The sequence below is a fragment of the Pseudomonas sp. B16(2017) genome, assembly GCF_002113205.1.
GTDB classification, from domain to species: Bacteria; Pseudomonadota; Gammaproteobacteria; order Pseudomonadales; family Pseudomonadaceae; genus Aquipseudomonas; species Aquipseudomonas pharyngis.
On record NZ_NEKA01000011.1, the window covers coordinates 71,374 to 90,529 of the forward strand.

The window sequence follows — 19,156 nt, forward strand, 5'->3', positions numbered from 1 at the left end:
GATTACTTGCCCCGGTGCAGGCGCACATTCAGCTCATCGACCATGATGGCTTCCTCGCCATCGGCCCGCAGCCACTCCTTGAGCATTTGCGCCTGTTGTGGGCTCCAGAAGTCGGCGTCGATCAGCTTGGTATCGGCATCCAGCGGATGGGCTTCGATGAAGTCGTCGATCGCCGTTTCCTCCGAAGGCAGCCCTAATTGGTCGAACAGGGTTGTCAGATTGTACGCAGGCAGTTCCATGGTTTACTCCTTGAAGGATGGTGGGGTCGATCGCTCTCTTTATCTGAGGTGTTCGCTGGCCAGGAGTTCGATCCGGGATTCCAGTGAACGGGCGAGGGCGCAAGCGGCGTTGTGATTCTCACGGAAACCTCTGACAAGCCCCGTCGACTTTTCCCTGATATGGAAAAAGCCGTTGCCCGCCGGGATTACCTGAAACAACGGTGCCTGACCGCAACACTCGATTGCAGGAATAGTCTCGAAGGCTGGAGTGTTCAAGGCAAAGGCGGGTTCGTGAGTCACGGCAAAATGCGTCATAGTGCACATATGAAGTCCTTTTCATGGATTGACCCGCATTTACAGGGTGTTGCGGGTAGTCGCGAACAGCATCGCTGCTCTAGAATCGCCAACACCTGTTGTCGGCATGGCGCTATCTAAAGCAATTTTTTGCGTGCGATATGTCGGAAAAATGCTTTTGTTGGTGAGTTTTTTCCCTAAAGTTCGTAGTCAGTTTTTCCTGGCCGGCCGTGATGCGTTTTCCTTCAACATTTGGAGAACGTCTTTGCAGGTTTCGCGAGTGGCATTCCAGTAGTCTTGTGCAACTCGCGTTGAATGAGCACTTCGCTCGCTCAGGCGTATATTCGAGTCATCGCGCAACACCTTCGGCCCGGCCGACTTTTTCTGCTGTGCGCGCTTTCGCGTATGGCACTCTTTTCAAGTGTGGGGATGTTTCTTTGGCAGTCAGTAACCTCGATATGCATGCTTTGTTCGTGCTGGGTGATTTGCGGGCAAAGCTGGTCAAGCAGTTTCAATCACGTTTTGTTTACATCACCGAGCAAAACGCCGAAGGCATTTACGTTGCCGAGATCGACACCGAAAGCGCATTGGTGGTCGATGACAAACCTGGCCTCAAGCTCAAGGTCGGCGATCATTTCAGCGCGTCGGTACTGCCCAGCCGTGAAGGCGGCAAGATGGACATCCGCTTTCGCGAAATCAAAATGACCGTGTACGGTCTGGGCGACTACGCGTTCGTCACCACGGCCGATGGCCACGCCATCGTGTTCAAGGAAGGCCACAGCGCGGTTACCGTGTTTGCCGCCAATGAACAACTGCAGGAAGGCCTGACCAAAACCCTGAAAGCCGTCACCGCCAAAGCCGCCAAGTGGCGCAAGGGCGAACTGGTGACGTTCAAGGCCAGCGAGTGAGCCGCGCCGATTTCCATTTGCAGAACCTCGACAGCGCCCGTGAAGAAGCACGTCGACTGTTCACTGCGAAGGCCGAGTTGAAGGGCGCCTGGCTGGGTTGGGTCGCCTCGCAAATCTACGCTTTGCAGCCTGCGGAATACGCCAGCATGGTCAGACGCGAGCTGAAGAGCCTGCAGGAAATGTCTGAAAAGTAGCCTCGTGCGTGTCATGCCCCTGAAAAAGCAGGAACCTCGTCTACAGTCAGTTGACTGAGTATTCAGAGGCTTGCGGTCTTCTGTCAGGCCATCCTGCTATTGCTGTGAACGGCACGAGGTGCAAAAGCATGAACGGATTTCGACGGTTGCTGGCTGCCGGGTTGACCACATTCGGCCTGATGACGGTGGTGCCTTCGGTGAGCGCGGCACAGGCGCCGATTCACTTTGCCGATCTGAACTGGGAAAGCGGCAGCCTGATCACCGACGTCCTGCGGATCATTGTCGAGAAGGGCTATGGCCTGCCGACCGATACCTTGCCGGGCACCACCATCACCCTTGAGACTGCGCTGGCCAACAATGACATTCAGGTCATCGGCGAAGAGTGGGCCGGGCGCAGTCCGGTATGGGTCAAGGCGGAGGCCGAGGGCAAGGTCGTCAGCCTGGGCGACACGGTCAAAGGCGCTACCGAAGGCTGGTGGGTGCCGGAATACGTGATCAAAGGCGATCCGGCCAAGGGCATCAAGCCATTGGCGCCGGACCTGCGAAGCGTCAGCGATCTGAAGAAGTACAAGGACGTGTTCAAGGATCCGGAAACCCCGAGCAAGGGCCGATTCCTCAACAGCCCGATCGGCTGGACATCGGAGGTAGTGAACAAGCAGAAGCTCACGGCGTATGGCTTGCAGAATGACTTCACCAATTTCCGCAGTGGTTCCGGTGCTGCGCTGGATGCCGAGATCAGTTCATCGATCCGCCGGGGCAAGCCGGTGCTGTTCTATTACTGGTCGCCGACGCCGTTGCTCGGCAAGTTCAAGCTGATCCAACTCGAAGAGCCGCCGTTCGATGCCGAGGCCTGGAAGACCCTGACCGACGCCGACAACCCCAATCCGAAACCGACCCGGTCACTGGCCTCGAAGCTGTCGATCGGGGTGTCTACGCCGTTCCAGAAGCAGTATCCGCAGATCGCCGAGTTCTTCAGCAAGGTCGACTTTCCGATTGATGATCTGAACAAGGCGCTGGCCGAGATGAGTGAAAAACACACACCACCTCGGGATGCGGCGACAGCGTTCATGAAGGCGCATCCGGATGTGTGGCAGGCGTGGCTGCCGAAGGATGTGGCAGATAAGGTTTCAGCTGATTTGAAATAGAGGTTGAATCAACGGACCTCATCGCGGGCAAGCCCGCTCCCACAGGTTTTTCGGTGTGCTCTGAGCTTTGAAAACACATCGATTCCTGTGGGAACGGGCTTGCCCGCGAAGCTTTTAGAAGCGGGTTTGCACAGCCAACTCAAAGGTGCGCGGTGTGCCGAGGTAATACGCCGGCGATACATGGGCGAACTCGGCATACACCTCATTCGTCAGGTTGCGCACCCGCCCGGTCACGGTGGTGTGCGAGTCCACCTTGTAGCTGAGAAAGCTGCCAAACAACGTGTACGACGGCACGGTCATGGTGTTGGCCGTGTCGGCGAACACCGACGCCACGTACCGCGCATCGACCCCGCCTTGCCACTGCGGCGAGAAATCATAGGTCAGCCACAGATTGCCCACCCGGTCCGGCACGTTGGTCGGTGTATTGCCCTTGCGCGAGACCACTACGCCGGCGGCGTTCTTCTCGTTGAACTCATCGTATTGCGCATCGACCCAGGCGAAGTTGCCTTCGGCCAGCAGCTTGTCGGTGATCCGCAGAGAGCTGGCAATCTCGATGCCCTTCGAAGTCTGCTGGCCGACCGGAATGCTGCTGGTCGGGTCCAGTGGATCCGTCACTGCGAAGTCCTTGCGCTCGATGGTGTAGGCGGCCACTGTCGCCGAGCCGCGCCCGTTCAGGTAGTCGAACTTGCTGCCGATTTCCCATTGCTTGCCGGTCGAGACATCGAAGTCCTGCGTGCCATTGGGTTGCTCGGCGGCGGTGCTGTATTGCACGTACATATTGGCTGACGGTATGAACTGGTATGTCATGCCGACACGCCCTGTGACCGGTTCCCAACTGCGCTTCAAATGACGCGGGTTGCTCGCGGTCACCGTGCGATGGTTGGTCACGTCGAGGTCGATGTCGTCATAGCGCAGACCGGTCAGCAGCGAGAGCTTGTCGGTCAGTGCCAGGCGGTTTTCGGCAAACAGCGCTTTGGTCGTGACTTCGTTGGTCTTGTCGCTGACGAAACCCGGCATCGTTCCGGGGATGTCATAGAAATGCCCCGGTCGGTAGTTGTTCGGGTCCACCGCGCTGGCGCCTTTGACGTTCAGCGGCGAGTTGGTGGTCCGGTTGACCTTGTACTCGAATCCGCCGGACCAGGTGGTGTCGAGGCCGAACAGGGTGTTGTCGTGGCGCAGTTCGAATTGGTTGCCGTTCTGCTCGCCCTGGTGTCGCACCTGATACGCAGTGGAGCGGTTCACCGCGCTGTTGTCGGCGTTGTATTGATAGGTTTCCAGGTTGCGGTAATCACGCTGACTGTCGAGGTGATAGAGGGTGTTGCGCAGGGTGGTGCTGTCGTTGATCCGGTAATCGATGATCGAGCGCACCCAGATCGTCCGCTGCTCGTAGCGGCCGTCCTCGACGTTGTAGTTGTTGAAGCGGTTGTGCTTGTCGATCTTCAACTCGCCGGCCTTGGGGTTGAGCACCGGCGTGCCCCAGTACGGGCTGTCCTCGTGTTCGTCCTGATATTCCAGGGCCAGGGTGTGCGACAGGTTCGGCGTCAGATCGCTGAGCAGCGAGAACGCTACGCTCCAGGCATCGCGTTCCTGGCGGTCAATGTAGCCGTTGCTGGTGTTGTGGCTGACGTCGAGTCGCGCGTAATGCTGAACGTCGGCACCGGGTTCGGTCAGCGCGTGATTGAGGCCGAACGCGGTTTCGGTGGTGTCGTAGGTGCCATAGCTGACCCGGCCTTCGATGGCTTGCTCGTCGCGGGTGGCCAGTTTGGTCACGTAGTTCAGCGAGCCACCGACCGAGCCCGCGCCGTTGATCAACGATGACGGGCCGCCGACCAGTTCCACCCGGTCATAGATCCACGAATCCACGGGCCGTGCCAGTCCGCCGGAAACGTTGACCCCGTTGAACATCTGGGTGATCTGGCTGCTGGTGAAACCGCGATAGGAGACGAACCCGCCAAAGCCCGGCGGCGCACTGGCGTTCACCCCCGGCAAGGTGTTGGCCGCGTCCTGAAAGTTTTGCGAACCGCGACGTTCGATGTCACTGCGGTTGGCAATGGCCACCGAAGCCGGAGTGTCGCGCACGCTGAGGCCGAGGCGCGAGGCCATGCCGCTGGACTGGTCGAGGCTCAGGCCGGGTTCGGCGCCGGACTCGCCATCAATAGTGATCGGCGCCAGATCCACGGTGGATTGCGCCCAGACGTTGACGGACAGGCAGCCGCACAGGCTCGCCAGCAAGGTAAGTTGTTTCATTGATTGAATCCTGAATGCTTGTTCTCGGAGTCAGCGCACAGGCGAACGCCGCGCGTTGGCGCAGTGGGCTGACAGATCAAAAAGGCAAGGGCACTCAGGCGAGCGGCGGGGCGCGGGGATTGGCCGAAGGCCAGATAAAGCGGGCAGGAAGGTCGGCGCTGACGATGGCCGGCAGCGGCGGGCTGTGTTGTTCCGGCAGGATCGCCAGGGTCAGGCTGGAGTTGAACGCCGGACCCATGCCTCCGGTGGAGCAGAGCGGACAGCCGAAGGCTTTGGCCAGGGTCGGCAGTTTTTCTTCGGCGGGACTCGAGGCGAGCGGCGCCTGGGTGCTCGGGTCGACGGCACAGAACTGTCCGCCGATACCGTTGAGCTGCATACCGACCATTTGTCCGTGACCGATGCTGCAGGCGAACACGTTGAACAGGACGCAGCAATAGAGCATCCAGGCCAGCAGTGAGCGATCGGTACGGGTGAATTTCATGGGGCGGCACTTTACCGCACCGCCGATCGGTCGTGCACATGGAAAAATGCCGACTAGGATGTTTTGTTCAAATCCCTTTCAAGGATTCTCGACCATGACCTTTGTGTTGGCTCAATGGCTGGTGACGATATTCGCGGTGATCAGCCTGATGCATGTGTATTGGGCGATGGGTGGGCAATGGGCGGCCGTTGCGGTGGTGCCGCAGGTTCCGGTGGATAACGGCGGGCTGACCCTCAGGCCTGCGTTCAAGCCGTCAGGCTGGATCACGCTGGTGGTGGCGGCAGCCCTGCTACTGATTGCCGCACTGGTGTGCATGCGAGTGGGGTGGTGGCTGCCCGCCGTGCATCACTGGGCGCTGCAATGGGTGATCAGCGCGATTGCGCTGTTGATGTTTGCGCGGGCGATCGGCGATTCGGAGCTGGTGGGTTTTTTCAAGGAAGTGAAGGGATCGCGGTTCGCCCGGCTCGACACTTGGGTTTACTCGCCGCTGTGTCTGATATTGGGAGCCGGGCTGTTGGCTGTCGCCTGGATCTAGCTGCCGGTTTCAGTACGCCGGCTGCTGACCTCGGCCGGCACGTCATCCCCGGCCATGCGCTTGCGGAACAACGCCGCCCGCGCCAAGAGCAAGGTGGTCACCGGCACGGTGATCGACAGCAGAATCGGGATCAGCCATGCGTGCAGCACCGGCCCGGACTTGAGCGCGGAAAAGCAGATGATCGATGCCAGCGCCACACACCACGCGCCGAGGGTCGAGGCCAGTGCCGGCGGGTGCATGCGCTGGAAGTAATCCTTCATCCGCAGCAGGCCGGTCGCACCGATCAGGGCGAAAATACCGCTGAGCACCAGCAGAATCGCCACCGGGATTTCCACCCACAAAGACAGTTCAGCGTTCATTCGATCACCTCGCCACGCAGGAGGAATTTCGCCAGGGCAAACGAGCCGACGAAGCCGAACAGCGCGATCAGCAGCGCCGCTTCGAAGTAGGTGTCACTGGCATAACGAATCCCCAGGGTCAGCATCATCAGCATGGCGACGATGTACAGGTAATCCAGCGCCAGTACCCGGTCCTGCGCCGATGGGCCTTTGAACAGGCGCACCAGCGTGAGGACCATGGCCAGGGAAAACAGGAACAGCGTCAGCAGAATGGCGTTCGACAGCAGCGGGCTCATTCGAAAATCTCCATCAACGGCCGCTCGTAAGTGACCTTGAAGTGCTGGATGAACTGCGCCTCGTCATCCAGATCCCAGACGTGCAGCAACAGAATGCTGCGATCCAGCGCCAGTTCCGACCAGACTGTGCCGGGCACGACCGTACAGATCATCGACAGCGCCGCCAGGCCGTTGGCATCGCGCAGATCCAGCGGCACCTTGATGAAGCGTGAACGAAGCGGCCGACGACCGGCGTTGAGTACGCCCCAGGCCACCTGCAGGTTCGAGACGATCACGTCACGCCCGACCAGCAGAAACAATCGCAGGATCTTGCCCGGGCGGCGGATGTGAATTTGTTGCGGACGCAATTTGCGCATCATCAGCGGGGCGCAGAAACCGAGTACGGCGCCCAGCAGCAGGTTGCCCGGGCTGACCGACAGGTTCAGCACCAGCCACAGCAACCACAGCGCAAGCGACAACCAGGGAGCTGGGAACAGACGCTTCATGGTTGCACCTCCAGCAGCGCAGCCTTGGCTTCCGGGCTCGGCACGGCGCGGGTGCCGAGTACCGCCATCACGTATTGCTGCGGATTGTTCAGGGCATCGGCTGCTGCCTGGGTGTAACGCAGCAGCGGTTCAGCCTTGAAGGTCAGCGCGATGCTCAGGCCGAGCAGCAGGAAAATCGGCGTGCATTCCAGTTTGCGCAGCAGCGGCGACGGTCGCTCTTCAGGCGACCAGAAGCGCTGGATCCCCAGGCGCGAGAACGCCATCAGCGAGCCGAGCCCGGTGAGAATCAGCAGGGCCAGCAACGCCCAGGCGGCATTCGAGATCGGTTCGCCGGCGCCGAGGCCCAGCGGGTTGAGCAGGGCGCCGATCAGGTTCAGTTTGCCGATGAAGCCGGACAGCGGCGGCATGCCGATGATCAGCAGAGCGCAGGCAATGAAGCTCAGACCGAGGAACGCCATGGTCCACGGGATCACCTGACCGACCACGGCTTTCTGATCGTCGTCGAGGTTGATGCCCTTGACCGGTCGTTGCCATTCCTGCGGACGCGGCAGCAGTTCATTTTCGTCTTCCAGCGGTACTTCGATGGCGGTGCGCGAACGTTCGATCAATTCGGCCAGCAGGAACAGCGCGCTCAATGCCAGGGTTGAGCTGACCAGATAGAACAGCGCGGCGCCGATCAGGTTCGGCTGGGCGAAACCCACGGCCGACAGCAGGATTCCCGCGGATACCAGAATGCTCAGGCTGGCCATGCGTTCCAGGCGTTGCGCGGCGATGATCGCCACACCCGCGCCGGCCATGGTGGCCATGCCTCCGTAGATCAGCCAGTCGCCGCCAAAGTACGCCGAAGCGCCGGCCTGGCCCGAGAACAGCAGCGTCCACAGGCGCAGCAAGGTGTAGACACCGACCTTGGTCATGATCGCGAACATCGCCGCGACTGGCGCGCTGGCCGACGAGTAGGCCGGCACCAGCCAGAAGTTCAGCGGCCACATGCCGGCCTTGGCCAGGAACGCCACGGCCAGAATTCCCGCGCCGGCGTGCAGCAGGCCACGGTCGGCCTCCGGCACCAGCGGGATCTTCAGGGCCAGATCCGCCATGTTCAGCGTGCCGGTCACACCGTAGATCAGCGCCGCGCCGATCAGGAACAGCGACGACGCCAGCAGGTTGATCGAGATGTAATGCAGCCCCGACGACACCCGCGCCCGGCCCGAGCCGTGGAGCAGCAGGCCGTAGGATGCGGCGAGCAGCACCTCGAAGAATACGAACAGGTTGAATAGGTCCGCCGTCAGGAATGCGCCGTAAAGGCCCATCAACTGAATCTGGAACAAGGCGTGGAAGCTCGACCCGGCGCCGTCCCAACGAGCCATGGCGAACAGCAGGGCGCTGACGCCAATGATTCCGGTCAGCACCAGCATCAATGCCGACAGACGATCGACCACCAGCACGATGCCGAACGGCACCTGCCAGTTGCCCGGCAGATAAACCCCAATCGAACCGGGCACGCCGGTGGTCTGGGTCCATTGCAGCAGTATCACCGAGATGCCGAGGCCGAGGAGGCTGGAGAACAGGTTGATTTTCGCCTTCAGCGGACGGTGCTTTTCGCCGAGCATCAGCATGATGCCGGCGGTCAGCAGCGGCAGCAGAATCGGTGCGGCGATAAGGTGAGTCATCGCCGTCATTCCTTGGGCTCCCTTCCGTCAACGTGGTCGGTGCCGGTCAGGCCCCGTGAGGCCAGCAACACCACCAGGAACAATGCGGTCATGGCGAAGCTGATGACGATGGCCGTCAGCACCAGCGCCTGGGGCAGCGGATCGGTGTAATTGAGCAGGTCCTGCGGCACGCCGTCCTTGATGATCGGCTCCTTGCCGATGAACAGGCTGCCCATGCTGAAGATGAACAGATTGACGCCGTAGGACAGCAGGCACAGGCCCATCACCACCTGGAACGTCCGTGGTCGCAGGATCAGCCAGACCCCAGACGCGGCGAGCACACCGATGGCGATTGCGATGACTTCTTCCATCAGACGGCTCCTTTGGCGGCAGCGGTTTTGTGGCCCCGGACCGATTGGTGGGCGAGGGCGGTGAGGATCAGCAAGGTCGAGCCGACCACCACGGCGTAGACGCCGATATCGAAGAACAGCGCGCTGGCGATATGGATATCACCCAGCAGCGGCAGGCTGAAATGCCAGGTGTGGGTGGTCAGGAACGGATAACCGACCGCCATCGCCCCGAGGCCGGTGACGGTGGCGAACAGCAGGCCGGTGCCCATCCAGCGCAGTGGGCGCAGGCTCATTTGCGCCTCAACCCACTGAGTGCCGGCGACCATGTATTGCAGGATGAACGCCACCGACATCACCAGACCGGCGACGAAGCCGCCACCCGGCTGGTTGTGCCCGCGCATGAACAGGTAGAACGACACCACCAGCGCAATCGGCAGCAGCAGGCGCACCAGTACCGCCGGCACCATCATGAAACCGAGCGCGGTGTCGCTGGCCGAGCGCGGGTTGACCAGATCGGTCACCACGTCGGGGGCGAGCAGGCGCTGTTGAGCCGGCAGTTGCAGGCTTTCTTTCGGCGGGCGGAAACGACGCAGCAGGGCGAATACGGTCAACGCCACGGCGGCGAGCACCGTGATTTCGCCAAGGGTGTCGAAGCCACGGAAATCCACCAGCATCACGTTGACCACGTTGCTGCCGCCGCCCTCGGGCAGGGCGCGGCTCAGGTAGAACGAGGAAATGTCGTTCGGCGTCTGCCGGGTCAGCATGGCGTATGACAGCAGCGCCATGCCGCCACCGACGGCAATCGACAGCAGCAAGTCGCGCAGACGCCGAACCCGCGCCTTGCGCAGGCTGCTTGGCAGCGGCGAAACCTCTTCGATCCGCCGTGGCAGCCAGCGCAGGCCGAGCAGGATCAGAACGGTGGTCACCACTTCAACCACCAGTTGCGTCAGGGCCAGATCCGGCGCCGAGAACCAGACGAAGGTCACGCAGGTCATCAGGCCGCAGACACTGACCATGGTCAGGGCCGCGAGACGGTGATACTTGGCTTGCCACGCGGCGCCGAGGGCGCAGGCGATTGCCAGCAGCCACAGGGTCACGAACACGATCGAGCCTGGGATCTTCGGCCGGTCACCCCAGCTCAGGCTGCTGTGCAGCATCGGGATCAGCCCGGCCAGCACCGCCGCCGATACCATCAAGAACAGCTGGGTTTGCAGACGCTTGGTGCCGATCCGCCGCTCCAGCCGTCGGGCCAGACGCATCATCGCCACCAGACTGCGCTCGAACATTTGCTTGCCGTTGAGGCGGCCCGCCAGCGGCGGATACTTGAAGCGGCCGCGCTTGAGCTGGTTGCGCATCAGCAGATACAGCACGATGCCGCCGGACATGGCGATCAGGCTCATGATCATCGGTGCATTGAGGCCGTGCCAGATCGCCAGGCTGTATTCCGGCAGCACGCCGCCCACCACCGGCAACGCGGCAGCTGCCAGCAACGGGCCGACCACCTGGGCCGGGAAAATCCCCACCAGCAGGCAGGTGAACACCAGCAGTTCCACCGGCGCACGCATCCAGCGCGGTGGTTCATGCGGGGTGTGCGGCAGGTCGGTGGCGGTCGGGCCGAAGAACACATCAACGGTGAATCTCAGCGAGTAGGCAACGCTGAACATACCGGCAATGGTCGCGACGATCGGCAGGCTGGTTTCAACCCAGGCGGTGGCGTTGATGAACACGGTTTCGGCGAAGAACATCTCTTTCGACAGGAAACCGTTGAGCAGCGGCACACCGGCCATGGACGCACTGGCGACCATCGCCAGGGTGGCGGTGAACGGAATCAGTTTGAACAGGCCGTTGAGCTTGCGGATGTCGCGGGTGCCACTTTCGTGGTCGATGATCCCGGCGGCCATGAACAGCGAGGCCTTGAAGGTCGCGTGGTTGAGAATGTGGAACACCGCCGCCACAGCGGCGAGCGGACTGTTCAGTCCCAGTAGCAGCGTGATCAGACCGAGGTGGCTGATGGTCGAGTAGGCCAGCAGCCCTTTGAGATCGTTCTGAAACATCGCGCAGTACGCGCCGAGCAACAGCGTGGCGGCACCGGCGCCGCTGACGATGTAGAACCATTCTTCGCTGCCGGACAGCGACGGCCACAGACGGGCCAGCAGGAATACCCCGGCCTTGACCATGGTCGCCGAGTGCAGGTACGCCGAAACCGGTGTTGGCGCCGCCATCGCGTGGGGCAGCCAGAAGTGGAAGGGGAACTGGGCGCTTTTGCTGAGGGCGCCGATAAGAATGAGGGGAAGCAGGATGGGGTAGAGGGCATGTGCGCGAATCAGATCGCCGGCGGCCAGGACCTTGTCCAGGTCATAGCTGCCGACCACATGGCCGAGGATCATGACCCCCGCCAGCAGGCATAATCCTCCCGCACCGGTGACCATCAACGCCATGTACGCACCACGGCGCGCGTCGTGGCGGTGGTGCCAATAGCCGATCAACAGGAACGAGAAAAGGCTGGTCAGCTCCCAGAAGAACACGATCTGTATCAGGTTGCCGGAGATCACCAGCCCGAGCATGGCGCCCATGAACGCCAGAAAGAACGCGAAGAAACGCGGCACCGGATCGTCCGGCGACATGTAATAGCGGGCATATAAGGAAACGAGGGTGCCGATGCCCAGCACCAGCATCGAGAACAGCCAGGCGAAGCCGTCCATGCGCAGGACGAAGTTCAGGCCCAGGCTGGGCAGCCAGGTGAATTCTTCGCGGATCACGCCGCCGTGGGCGATCTGCGGATACAGCATCGCGACCGAGACAGTGCCGATCAGTGCGACCAGACCTGCCAGCAGGGATTCGGCGTTACGTGCGTTGTGCGGCAGCACGGCTGCCAGACAGCTGCCCAGAAAAGGCAGAAGCAGTAGAACTATCAGGGACATAGGCTTCTAATCTGCGGAAGTTTGTGAAGCATCATACGTGCCAGCTCCCGGATCGCCAAACGCGAGGATGTCTCTGAATCCTACAAAGTAGCCGTAAAACCCCCGTTTAGCCTTCGGTCTCGTGTTCCAATTCTTCCGTGACTGTTTGTGTCTCTTTGCCTTTGGTCTTCAATTCACTGACGATCACCGCCGCCACGATCAAGCCTGCACCCACCAATGCAATCGCTGGCAGACGCTCTCCCGCGATGCGCCCGACGATTCCGGCCCACACCGGCTCACCGGCGTAGATCAAGGTCGCGCGGGTCGGCGAAACACTTTTCTGCGCCCAGTTCATCGCCACCTGAATCGCCGCACTCATCGCGCCCAGGCCTAGGGCGGTGCTCAGCAACAGCCACGAGAAATCCGGAATCGCCTCGCCGGTCGGCACCACCATCAAGAACGACAGCACTGAGGTCGTTGCCAACTGCACAACGGTTACCCGGCGCACATCGACCTGGCCGGCATAGTTACTGATCAGGATGATTTCGGCCGCTATTGCAATGGCGCTGATCAGCGTGGCGATTTCACCGGGGCTGAAATTCAGCGAAGCCCCGGATGGCCCGGAAAGCAGCATCAGCCCGGTAAACGCCAGCATGATGCCGATGCTCGGCATCAAACCCGGGCGCCGGCCCAGCACCAGCCATTGCAACAGCGGCACGAACGGTACGTACAGCGCGGTGATGAACGCCGACTGACTGCTTGGGATACTCTGCAACCCAATGGTCTGCAAGCCATAACCGAGCAGGATCGCCACGCCGATAAAGGCGCCAGCCTTGAATTCGAACAGGGTCAGTTCCCGCAGGTGTTTCCAGGAGAACAGCGCAACAATGCCAGCTGCGGCGGCAAAGCGCAGGCCGACGAAAAACATCGGGCCGCTGACGGTCATCGCGTGCTGCACCAGCAGGAAGGTGCCGCCCCAAAGCATGGTGATCAACACCAGCACGCACTCGGCTTTGCTGAACCGGGAAAACCGCAGGGGAGTTTGAGGGGAGTTGGCTGACGTCATGACCTTGCGCACTTTTAAGGAGGAGACGCACAATGCGCCAAATGTTGCGCAGTATACTGCCCAACCCCAGCCAGTGAGCAATATAGTGCACAGAGATTCCGTTCAGCGGGCTTCAGTCCTGCAACACGTCAGCCAGAACGTCCGGCGCCTGCGCCACGCCGCCGACATGAGCCAGACGGCCCTCGCCGAAAAGTCCGGGGTCAGCCGCCGAATGCTGGTGGCCATCGAGGCGGGTGAGAAGAATGTCAGTCTGACCACCCTCGACCGCGTCGCCGAAGCCCTCGAAGTGGCCTTCAGCGATCTGATCCAGGCCCCGGACAATCGCGATCCCGGCCGTATCAACGAACTTGCCTGGGCCGGCAGCATCCCCGGCAGCAAAGCCGTTTTGCTATCCAAGGCCAACGCCACCCGGGCGGTGGAGCAGTGGGAATGGTGCCTGCAACCGGGTGAGGTCTATCCGTCGCAACCGGACGCCGAGGGCTGGAGCGAGCAGATTTTTGTGTTCGAAGGCTGCCTGACGCTGATGCTCGGCGACCAACCCCAGCAAATCGCGGCCGGCGAGTTTTTCATGTTCGCCAGCAATCAGCCGCACACCTACCGCAATGACGGGGAAGTGGCCGCGCGCTTCGTGCGCAATGTGGTGATCTGACTGTTGCTGCGCCGACAGCCAATAAACAGTTTGCTCCCTACCGTTTGCAGACTACTTTAGGTTGTTATCCCAATGCATTGATAAATATAGAAAATATATTCAGGCATGACTCCTGCTAAGGGTTGTGGATCCTCATCCGGAAACCACGGAGTCGCCTTGCATGACCGCTTCAAACCAAATCGTTAAACGCCTCCTGAACATCGGGAGTGCCATCTGATGCCCCGCGAAATCCGCCTCAACGCCTTCGACATGAACTGCGTCGGCCATCAGTCGCCGGGCCTGTGGGCTCACCCTCGGGATCGTTCCTGGCAATACAAGGATCTGGAGTACTGGACCGATCTGGCGAAAATCCTCGAGCGCGGCAAGTTCGACGGTTTGTTCATTGCCGACGTGCTGGGCATCTACGACGTGTACAACGGCAATGGCGAAGCGGCGATCCGGCAAGCGGCGCAGGTGCCGGTCAACGATCCGTTGCAACTGATTCCGCCGATGGCGCTGGTCACCGAACACCTCGGTTTCGGCCTGACTGCTTCGCTGTCCTTCGAACATCCGTATCCGTTCGCCCGACGCCTGTCGACCCTCGATCACCTGACCAAGGGCCGGGCCGGCTGGAACATCGTCACCTCTTATCTGGAGAGCGGCGCGAAGAACATCGGCCAGCAAGCCCAGACCGAACACGACGCGCGCTACGACTTCGCCGAGGAATACCTGGAGGTCTGCTACAAACTCTGGGAAGGCAGTTGGGAAGAGGGCGCGATTCTGCGGGATCGCGAGCGGCGGATTTTCAGTGATCCGAGCAAAATCCACGAGATCCGCCACCACGGGAAACACTTCCAGGTGCCGGGCATTCACCTCTGCGAACCGTCGCCGCAACGCACGCCAGTTCTCTATCAGGCCGGCGCTTCCAGCCGGGGCAAGCAGTTTGCCGCCGAGCATGCCGAATGCGTTTTTGTCGCGGCACCGTCGAAAGTGCTGCTGAAGAAAACGGTGGCCGACATCCGCCGCCGCGCCGCCGAGGCCGGGCGCGATCCGTCGAAGATCCTGATCTTCAATCTGCAAACGGTGATCTTGGGCGAGACCGACGCCAAGGCCAAAGCCAAGTTCGAAGAATACAAATCCTGGGTCAGCTACGAAGGCGCGATGGCGCTGATTTCCGGCTGGACCGGCATCGACTTCAGCCGCTTCAAACCGGACGAACCGCTCAAGCACGTACACACCAACGCCATTCAGTCGGCGGTCGAAGCGTTTTCCACGGCGGATCCGAACAAGGTCTGGACGCCCAACGAACTGGCTGACTGGGTCGGCATCGGCGGCTTCGGCCCGCTGTTCGTCGGCAGCCCGGAAACGGTGGCGGACCTGTTGCAGGAATGGGTCGATGAAACCGACGTCGACGGCTTCAACCTGGCCTACGCGCTGACCCACGAAACCTTCATTGACGCCGTGGAGTTGCTGGTGCCGGAGTTGCAGAAGCGCGGTGTCTACAAGACCGAGTACGCGCCGGGCACCTTGCGCGAGAAGCTGTTTGGCGAAGGGCCGAGACTGCCGGAGATCCATCCGGGCAGCGGCTATCGAAACCTCGGCGAGCTGCATCGGCAGGAGAAAAAGGTCGCGTCTGTCTAGACGTCTTCGCGGCGTCTGAATGACACTGGCCCGAGCATATCCTCAGCTGCGAGAACGGCATGACTCAAACCGATACAACCGCCACCCGTCACGCCGACATCCTGATTGTCGGCGGCGGCCTCAGCGGTACGATGCTGGCGGTGCAATTGCTGCGTTTGCCGGGGCGCAGAACGATTCTGGTGATCGAGCCCCGGGCCGAACTGGGCCGGGGCGAAGCGTACAGCGCGGTGGAGCTGGGCCACACGCTCAACGGCAATGCGGCGCGGATGAGCGTCGATCCGGACGATGCCGATGACCTGACCCAGTGGCTGACCGCTCACATCGCTGGCGGTGGCTGGCCAGAGTCGGATCAGCAGCATGTGCCGGTCAGCGAACTGTTTCCACCTCGGGGTTTGTTCGGCGTGTATGTGCAGCAGCGTCTGGCGGAGGCGCAGCAGGTGGGCGCGCAACACGGTTCGACGGTCGAGCATGTGCGCGCCGAAGTGGTCGATGTTCAGGCCTCCAACGATTCCGTGCAGCTCATCTTGAGTGACGGTCAACAGTTGCAGGGTGCTTTTGCCGTGTTGGCGACCGGGATGTTCCCGGCTGCCCGCACCCCGCAAAAAGAATCCAGCGGCCTCAACGCGGCGGCGCTCGATCCGTGGGATGTCGCGGCCATGCGCCAGCTCGATCCGCAATCCACGGTGTTGATCATCGGCTCCGGCCTGACCATGGTCGATGCCGTGGTCTCGCTGGAGCAGGCCGGGCATCGCGGGCCGATCGAAGTGTTTTCCCGGCACGGGCTGTTGCCCCATGTGCGTCGGCAGCCGCCTGCGTGGGTGGACTTCCTCGCCGAGGATCACAGCATCCGCACGCCGCGCCAGTTACTGCGCGAATTGCGCCGGCATTGCCGCGACGCCATCGCCCAAGGCATCGACTGGCAGGCGCCGCTCGACACCGTGCGGGCGCACATCGGTCGCTTGTGGAGCCAGGCCAGCGATGCGCAGCGCCGGCAGTTCGTGCGCCATGTGCGACCGTGGTGGGAAAGTCATCACCATCGTTCACCGCCGCTGAGCGCGGAATTGGTCGAGCGACTGCATCGGGAAGGGCGATTGCGCATTCAGGCGGCGTCTTACAAGGGGCTTGAGCCGGTATCGGGCGACGGCGTGGGTATCCGCATTCGCCCTCGCGGTGAGGCTGAAACCCGCGTGGTGCAGGGCGCGGCGTTGATCAACTCAAGCGGCATCGAATACGACTGGCGCCGGGTCGCGCGACCTTTGCCACAGCAATTGCTGGCGCGCGGTCTGGTTCGCCCGGGGCCGTTGGCGCTGGGCATCGCGGCGGCGGTGGACGGTGCGGTGCTGGATGAAGAGGGTCGGGTCTCGAACCGCCTGTTCGCCATGGGCCCGCCGCTGCGTGGCATGTGGTGGGAAAGCACCGCTGTCACCGACGTGGCGTTGCAGGCCAAGGCGCTGGCCGCGCGACTGGTGCGCTGACGCCCGAATGCAAGAAACCCCGCTTCGGCGGGGTTTCCTGTTTCTGGCAGCTCAAACCGATCACTCAGTAGCGCTGATATTTGGAACCGAATTCCGGGCGGTTTTCCGCGACGTACAGTTTGGTCTGTTCGGCGTTCTGTTGCAGTTTGAGGCCTTGGTGTTCGGCGTCGTTGCTGACGGTGTCGACGTTCAGGGTACCGGACTGGCCAATGGTCGTAGCCGCGACAACCGGGGTGCTGGCGTGTGGGGCAGCGATGGCGGAGGTGGCGCCGATCAGGGAAACGATGAAGCCGAGGGCGATGATGTCTTTCATGATGTTGCTCCAGAGAGTGGGGAGAAGATGGGGCCCACTGTAGTGCTGGAGGGTTTTGATGTGAAAACACCCTTGCGCATAGTTGTTATCGAAGGTGTTGATGCGCGATCAGCGCGGTAGGGTATTGCTCAGCCAGCGCTGGCGCAGTTGCTCCAGACGACCGTCGGTCCGCAACGTATCCAGCGCCTGCTGCCAGCGTGCAACCTGTTTCGGATCGGTCTGCGGCGAAAAGGCAATGTAGGTGTTCTGTTTCATCAACGGGATCTGGTACTGCAGGCGTCCCGGCTCCATGCCTTGTTCGCGGGCGAGGGCGGCCTTGGACCAGGTATCGGAGACCACGAAATCGGTACGTCCCAGGCTGAACAGTCGCATCATCTGTTCCGGGGTTTCCACGCCGTAGAGGTTGTTCAGGTCTTGCCCTTGCAGGTAGCTGTAGACCAGCCATTTGCGCGGCACGGTGATCCGGCCCAGGTGATCGGCTTCACGCAGGCTGTGCACGGGAGGCTGGAGATTGTCGCGGGCGTACAGCGCGGTTTCGACTTCGATCAGCGGCCCGACCCATTGATAGCGATCGTCGCGTTCGTCGGTACGCAGCACGGTGAATACGCCGGTGTCGGGGGTATCGCTGGCCATGCGCAGGGCGCGCAGCAGCGGGACTTGTTGCAGATGGATACGATCGCCGGTCTGGGTCGCCAGGGCCTGCACCACGTCCACACCGAATCCTGCGAGCTGATTGCCTTGCATGAAATGCAGGGGCGGGTGGTTGTCGGTGAGCAGTTGCAGGTCCGCCGCAGTGGCCGTCAGGGCCAGCATTGACAGCAGACAGGCGGCAAATCGTTTCATGGATCGTCCCTGAACAAAACAATCGCGCAGCTTAGTACGAGCCATGACGGCTGTCGTGGGGAAACAGCGGGGCTTTTGTGTCAGAGAACAAGGCTTATCGGTAGTAGCGAGGGGCCCAGGCTACCTGATTAATGACTGATAGTAGTTATCCTGTGGTTCTTGCTCAAAGTGCACGTTCCGCAGGAACGTGTGTAGAGAACCGAAGTTTCGTTCCCCAGCTAGGCACCGGGCTTGCTCAAAATGAAGCTCAATGGTCTTGAAACTGTCTTCCATGATGTTCATCGCTCGGGTGAAAACTCCGGCATCACCCCAGTCAGAAATGATTCTGCGCTTCTGCAAGTCCGTTCTTTTACTTTTGATTAATGGACTGTTGGCCAGGATCATGAGAAACGTTTTCGGACCTCCTTCCAAATCAGGGGCAAAGCCTTTTTTCTTGAAGTGGGGCGTGTGATTTATATCGCAGTAGTCATTGATGTAGCGGTAATAGACGGCAAGTTCCAGCATCAAGTCCTGCAATGCCAAATAAACTGCTACCGGCATCGGATTGAGGCTTTGGCATGAGTCCAGGATAAACATGAAAAAGCATCCGGTATTGGCTTGTGCAATAAAACGATATTGATCCAGCGTCGGCAGGCTGTCGCCTGCACTCAACTGCGTGTCGAGGTGCTGACCGATGTGCAACGCCTCGAGACTTCCCAGGGCTGCGTGAATAAGATTCGGATCCCCCAAAGCGTTCAACTTTTGCAGGCCTTCAATGTAGCCATGCATACCGGATACCAGTGCGCTGGCGATACCGAATTTCACCCAGACGGACGGGGCACCACGACGTGTAGGGTCTTCGTCAATGATGTCATCGTGTACCAGAGACGCCGTGTTGAAGAGCTCGACAATCTGGCAAAGCGTTTGCGCATGCATCGGCGCTAATTGGTAAATGTCCGCAAGCGCGAGCGTCAGTGCTGTCCTGACTTTCATGCCGGCGTGCTGTTCTTGATAGTTAAAGGCCAACGTCCAGAGTTCTCTGGCTTGCGCGTAGGTTGAGCTGGTTGATTGCAACATTGCAGAAGACTCTTTGGGCGGGTTGCCAACAGCGTACTTCTGGCAAGGGCGGGTTATACGGGAGTGACAGTTGAAACGTAGCGTATTTTTTGTGGCG

General features: G+C 60.9%; 21 protein-coding genes. 7 read left to right on the forward strand and 14 right to left on the reverse strand.

Going from position 1 to position 19,156, the window contains the following annotated elements; genetic code table 11:
• Positions 1 to 2: 2 nt before the first annotated feature.
• Both CAG25_RS19515 and CAG25_RS28890 read right to left on the reverse strand, forming a co-directional pair.
• Positions 3 to 239 (reverse strand): DUF2789 family protein, encoded by a 237-nt coding sequence (locus CAG25_RS19515; protein ID WP_039767041.1) that lies wholly within the window; start codon positions 237 to 239, stop codon positions 3 to 5.
• Between the two features lie 39 nt (positions 240 to 278).
• Positions 279 to 542 carry a hypothetical protein gene (locus tag CAG25_RS28890; RefSeq protein ID WP_085610612.1) on the reverse strand — a complete coding sequence of 88 codons (264 nt, stop codon included), beginning with the start codon at positions 540 to 542 and terminating at the stop codon, positions 279 to 281.
• 407 nt (positions 543 to 949) lie between these two features.
• Here CAG25_RS28890 and CAG25_RS19525 point away from each other — a divergent pair, with 407 nt between their 5' ends.
• The 3 genes from CAG25_RS19525 to CAG25_RS19535 all read left to right on the forward strand — a co-directional run bounded on the left by CAG25_RS19525 (position 950) and on the right by CAG25_RS19535 (position 2,759).
• On the forward strand, positions 950 to 1,420 hold the full coding sequence (locus tag CAG25_RS19525) for a hypothetical protein (RefSeq protein WP_007950541.1): 471 nt from the start codon (positions 950 to 952) through the stop codon (positions 1,418 to 1,420).
• Positions 1,417 to 1,614, forward strand: coding sequence for a hypothetical protein (locus CAG25_RS19530; RefSeq protein ID WP_039767035.1), 198 nt, complete (start codon positions 1,417 to 1,419; stop codon positions 1,612 to 1,614). The genes CAG25_RS19525 and CAG25_RS19530 overlap by 4 nt, the downstream gene beginning before the upstream one ends.
• 128 nt (positions 1,615 to 1,742) lie before the next feature.
• Positions 1,743 to 2,759: an ABC transporter substrate-binding protein gene (locus CAG25_RS19535; RefSeq protein ID WP_064597408.1), complete on the forward strand. Its 1,017-nt coding sequence runs from the start codon at positions 1,743 to 1,745 to the stop codon at positions 2,757 to 2,759.
• 114 nt (positions 2,760 to 2,873) lie between these two features.
• Here CAG25_RS19535 and CAG25_RS19540 read toward each other — a convergent pair whose 3' ends face one another.
• Both CAG25_RS19540 and CAG25_RS19545 read right to left on the reverse strand, forming a co-directional pair.
• The gene (locus tag CAG25_RS19540) at positions 2,874 to 5,006 is read right to left on the reverse strand and encodes a TonB-dependent siderophore receptor (protein WP_085610611.1); all 2,133 of its coding nucleotides are present in this window, start codon (positions 5,004 to 5,006) and stop codon (positions 2,874 to 2,876) included.
• A gap of 94 nt (positions 5,007 to 5,100) precedes the next feature.
• Positions 5,101 to 5,487 carry a DUF2946 domain-containing protein gene (locus tag CAG25_RS19545; protein WP_085610610.1) on the reverse strand — a complete coding sequence of 129 codons (387 nt, stop codon included), beginning with the start codon at positions 5,485 to 5,487 and terminating at the stop codon, positions 5,101 to 5,103.
• 94 nt (positions 5,488 to 5,581) lie between these two features.
• On the opposite strand from CAG25_RS19545, the gene CAG25_RS19550 reads away from it, so the two are divergent.
• Positions 5,582 to 6,022 carry a DUF3995 domain-containing protein gene (locus tag CAG25_RS19550; protein ID WP_007950535.1) on the forward strand — a complete coding sequence of 147 codons (441 nt, stop codon included), beginning with the start codon at positions 5,582 to 5,584 and terminating at the stop codon, positions 6,020 to 6,022.
• Here CAG25_RS19550 and CAG25_RS19555 read toward each other — a convergent pair.
• The 7 genes from CAG25_RS19555 to CAG25_RS19585 form a co-directional block, all read right to left on the reverse strand.
• Entirely contained in the window at positions 6,019 to 6,381 is a 363-nt protein-coding gene (locus CAG25_RS19555) for a Na+/H+ antiporter subunit G (protein ID WP_064379433.1), read from the reverse strand. The genes CAG25_RS19550 and CAG25_RS19555 overlap by 4 nt on opposite strands.
• Entirely contained in the window at positions 6,378 to 6,656 is a 279-nt protein-coding gene (locus CAG25_RS19560) for a K+/H+ antiporter subunit F (RefSeq protein WP_011334688.1), read from the reverse strand. The genes CAG25_RS19555 and CAG25_RS19560 overlap by 4 nt, the downstream gene beginning before the upstream one ends.
• Positions 6,653 to 7,141, reverse strand: a complete 489-nt coding sequence (locus CAG25_RS19565) for a Na+/H+ antiporter subunit E (protein ID WP_085610609.1) — start codon at positions 7,139 to 7,141, stop codon at positions 6,653 to 6,655. The genes CAG25_RS19560 and CAG25_RS19565 overlap by 4 nt, the downstream gene beginning before the upstream one ends.
• Complete coding sequence (locus CAG25_RS19570) at positions 7,138 to 8,817, reverse strand: monovalent cation/H+ antiporter subunit D (protein ID WP_085610608.1); 1,680 nt, start codon at positions 8,815 to 8,817, stop codon at positions 7,138 to 7,140. Before CAG25_RS19570 ends, CAG25_RS19565 begins: the two co-directional genes overlap by 4 nt.
• Complete coding sequence (locus CAG25_RS19575) at positions 8,814 to 9,158, reverse strand: Na+/H+ antiporter subunit C (RefSeq protein ID WP_003192163.1); 345 nt, start codon at positions 9,156 to 9,158, stop codon at positions 8,814 to 8,816. Before CAG25_RS19575 ends, CAG25_RS19570 begins: the two co-directional genes overlap by 4 nt.
• Positions 9,158 to 12,058, reverse strand: a complete 2,901-nt coding sequence (locus CAG25_RS19580; RefSeq protein ID WP_085610607.1) for a monovalent cation/H+ antiporter subunit A — start codon at positions 12,056 to 12,058, stop codon at positions 9,158 to 9,160. Before CAG25_RS19580 ends, CAG25_RS19575 begins: the two co-directional genes overlap by 1 nt.
• Positions 12,059 to 12,164: 106 nt before the next feature.
• Positions 12,165 to 13,103: a DMT family transporter gene (locus tag CAG25_RS19585; RefSeq protein ID WP_085610606.1), complete on the reverse strand. Its 939-nt coding sequence runs from the start codon at positions 13,101 to 13,103 to the stop codon at positions 12,165 to 12,167.
• 85 nt (positions 13,104 to 13,188) lie between these two features.
• On the opposite strand from CAG25_RS19585, the gene CAG25_RS19590 reads away from it, so the two are divergent.
• The 3 genes from CAG25_RS19590 (at position 13,189) to CAG25_RS19600 (ending at position 16,847) form a co-directional block, all read left to right on the forward strand.
• Positions 13,189 to 13,752, forward strand: a complete 564-nt coding sequence (locus CAG25_RS19590; RefSeq protein ID WP_085610605.1) for a helix-turn-helix domain-containing protein — start codon at positions 13,189 to 13,191, stop codon at positions 13,750 to 13,752.
• 216 nt (positions 13,753 to 13,968) lie between these two features.
• The gene (locus CAG25_RS19595; protein ID WP_085610604.1) at positions 13,969 to 15,372 is read left to right on the forward strand and encodes an LLM class flavin-dependent oxidoreductase; all 1,404 of its coding nucleotides are present in this window, start codon (positions 13,969 to 13,971) and stop codon (positions 15,370 to 15,372) included.
• A gap of 59 nt (positions 15,373 to 15,431) precedes the next feature.
• Complete coding sequence (locus CAG25_RS19600) at positions 15,432 to 16,847, forward strand: FAD/NAD(P)-binding protein (protein WP_085610603.1); 1,416 nt, start codon at positions 15,432 to 15,434, stop codon at positions 16,845 to 16,847.
• Positions 16,848 to 16,911: 64 nt separating this feature from the next.
• Here CAG25_RS19600 and CAG25_RS19605 read toward each other — a convergent pair whose 3' ends face one another.
• The 3 genes from CAG25_RS19605 to CAG25_RS19615 form a co-directional block, all read right to left on the reverse strand.
• The gene (locus CAG25_RS19605) at positions 16,912 to 17,160 is read right to left on the reverse strand and encodes a hypothetical protein (protein ID WP_085610602.1); all 249 of its coding nucleotides are present in this window, start codon (positions 17,158 to 17,160) and stop codon (positions 16,912 to 16,914) included.
• Positions 17,161 to 17,268: 108 nt separating this feature from the next.
• Positions 17,269 to 18,003 carry an ABC transporter substrate-binding protein gene (locus CAG25_RS19610; protein WP_085610601.1) on the reverse strand — a complete coding sequence of 245 codons (735 nt, stop codon included), beginning with the start codon at positions 18,001 to 18,003 and terminating at the stop codon, positions 17,269 to 17,271.
• A 120-nt stretch (positions 18,004 to 18,123) separates the two neighbouring features.
• The gene (locus CAG25_RS19615; RefSeq protein ID WP_085610600.1) at positions 18,124 to 19,059 is read right to left on the reverse strand and encodes a polyprenyl synthetase family protein; all 936 of its coding nucleotides are present in this window, start codon (positions 19,057 to 19,059) and stop codon (positions 18,124 to 18,126) included.
• Positions 19,060 to 19,156: the final 97 nt, after the last annotated feature.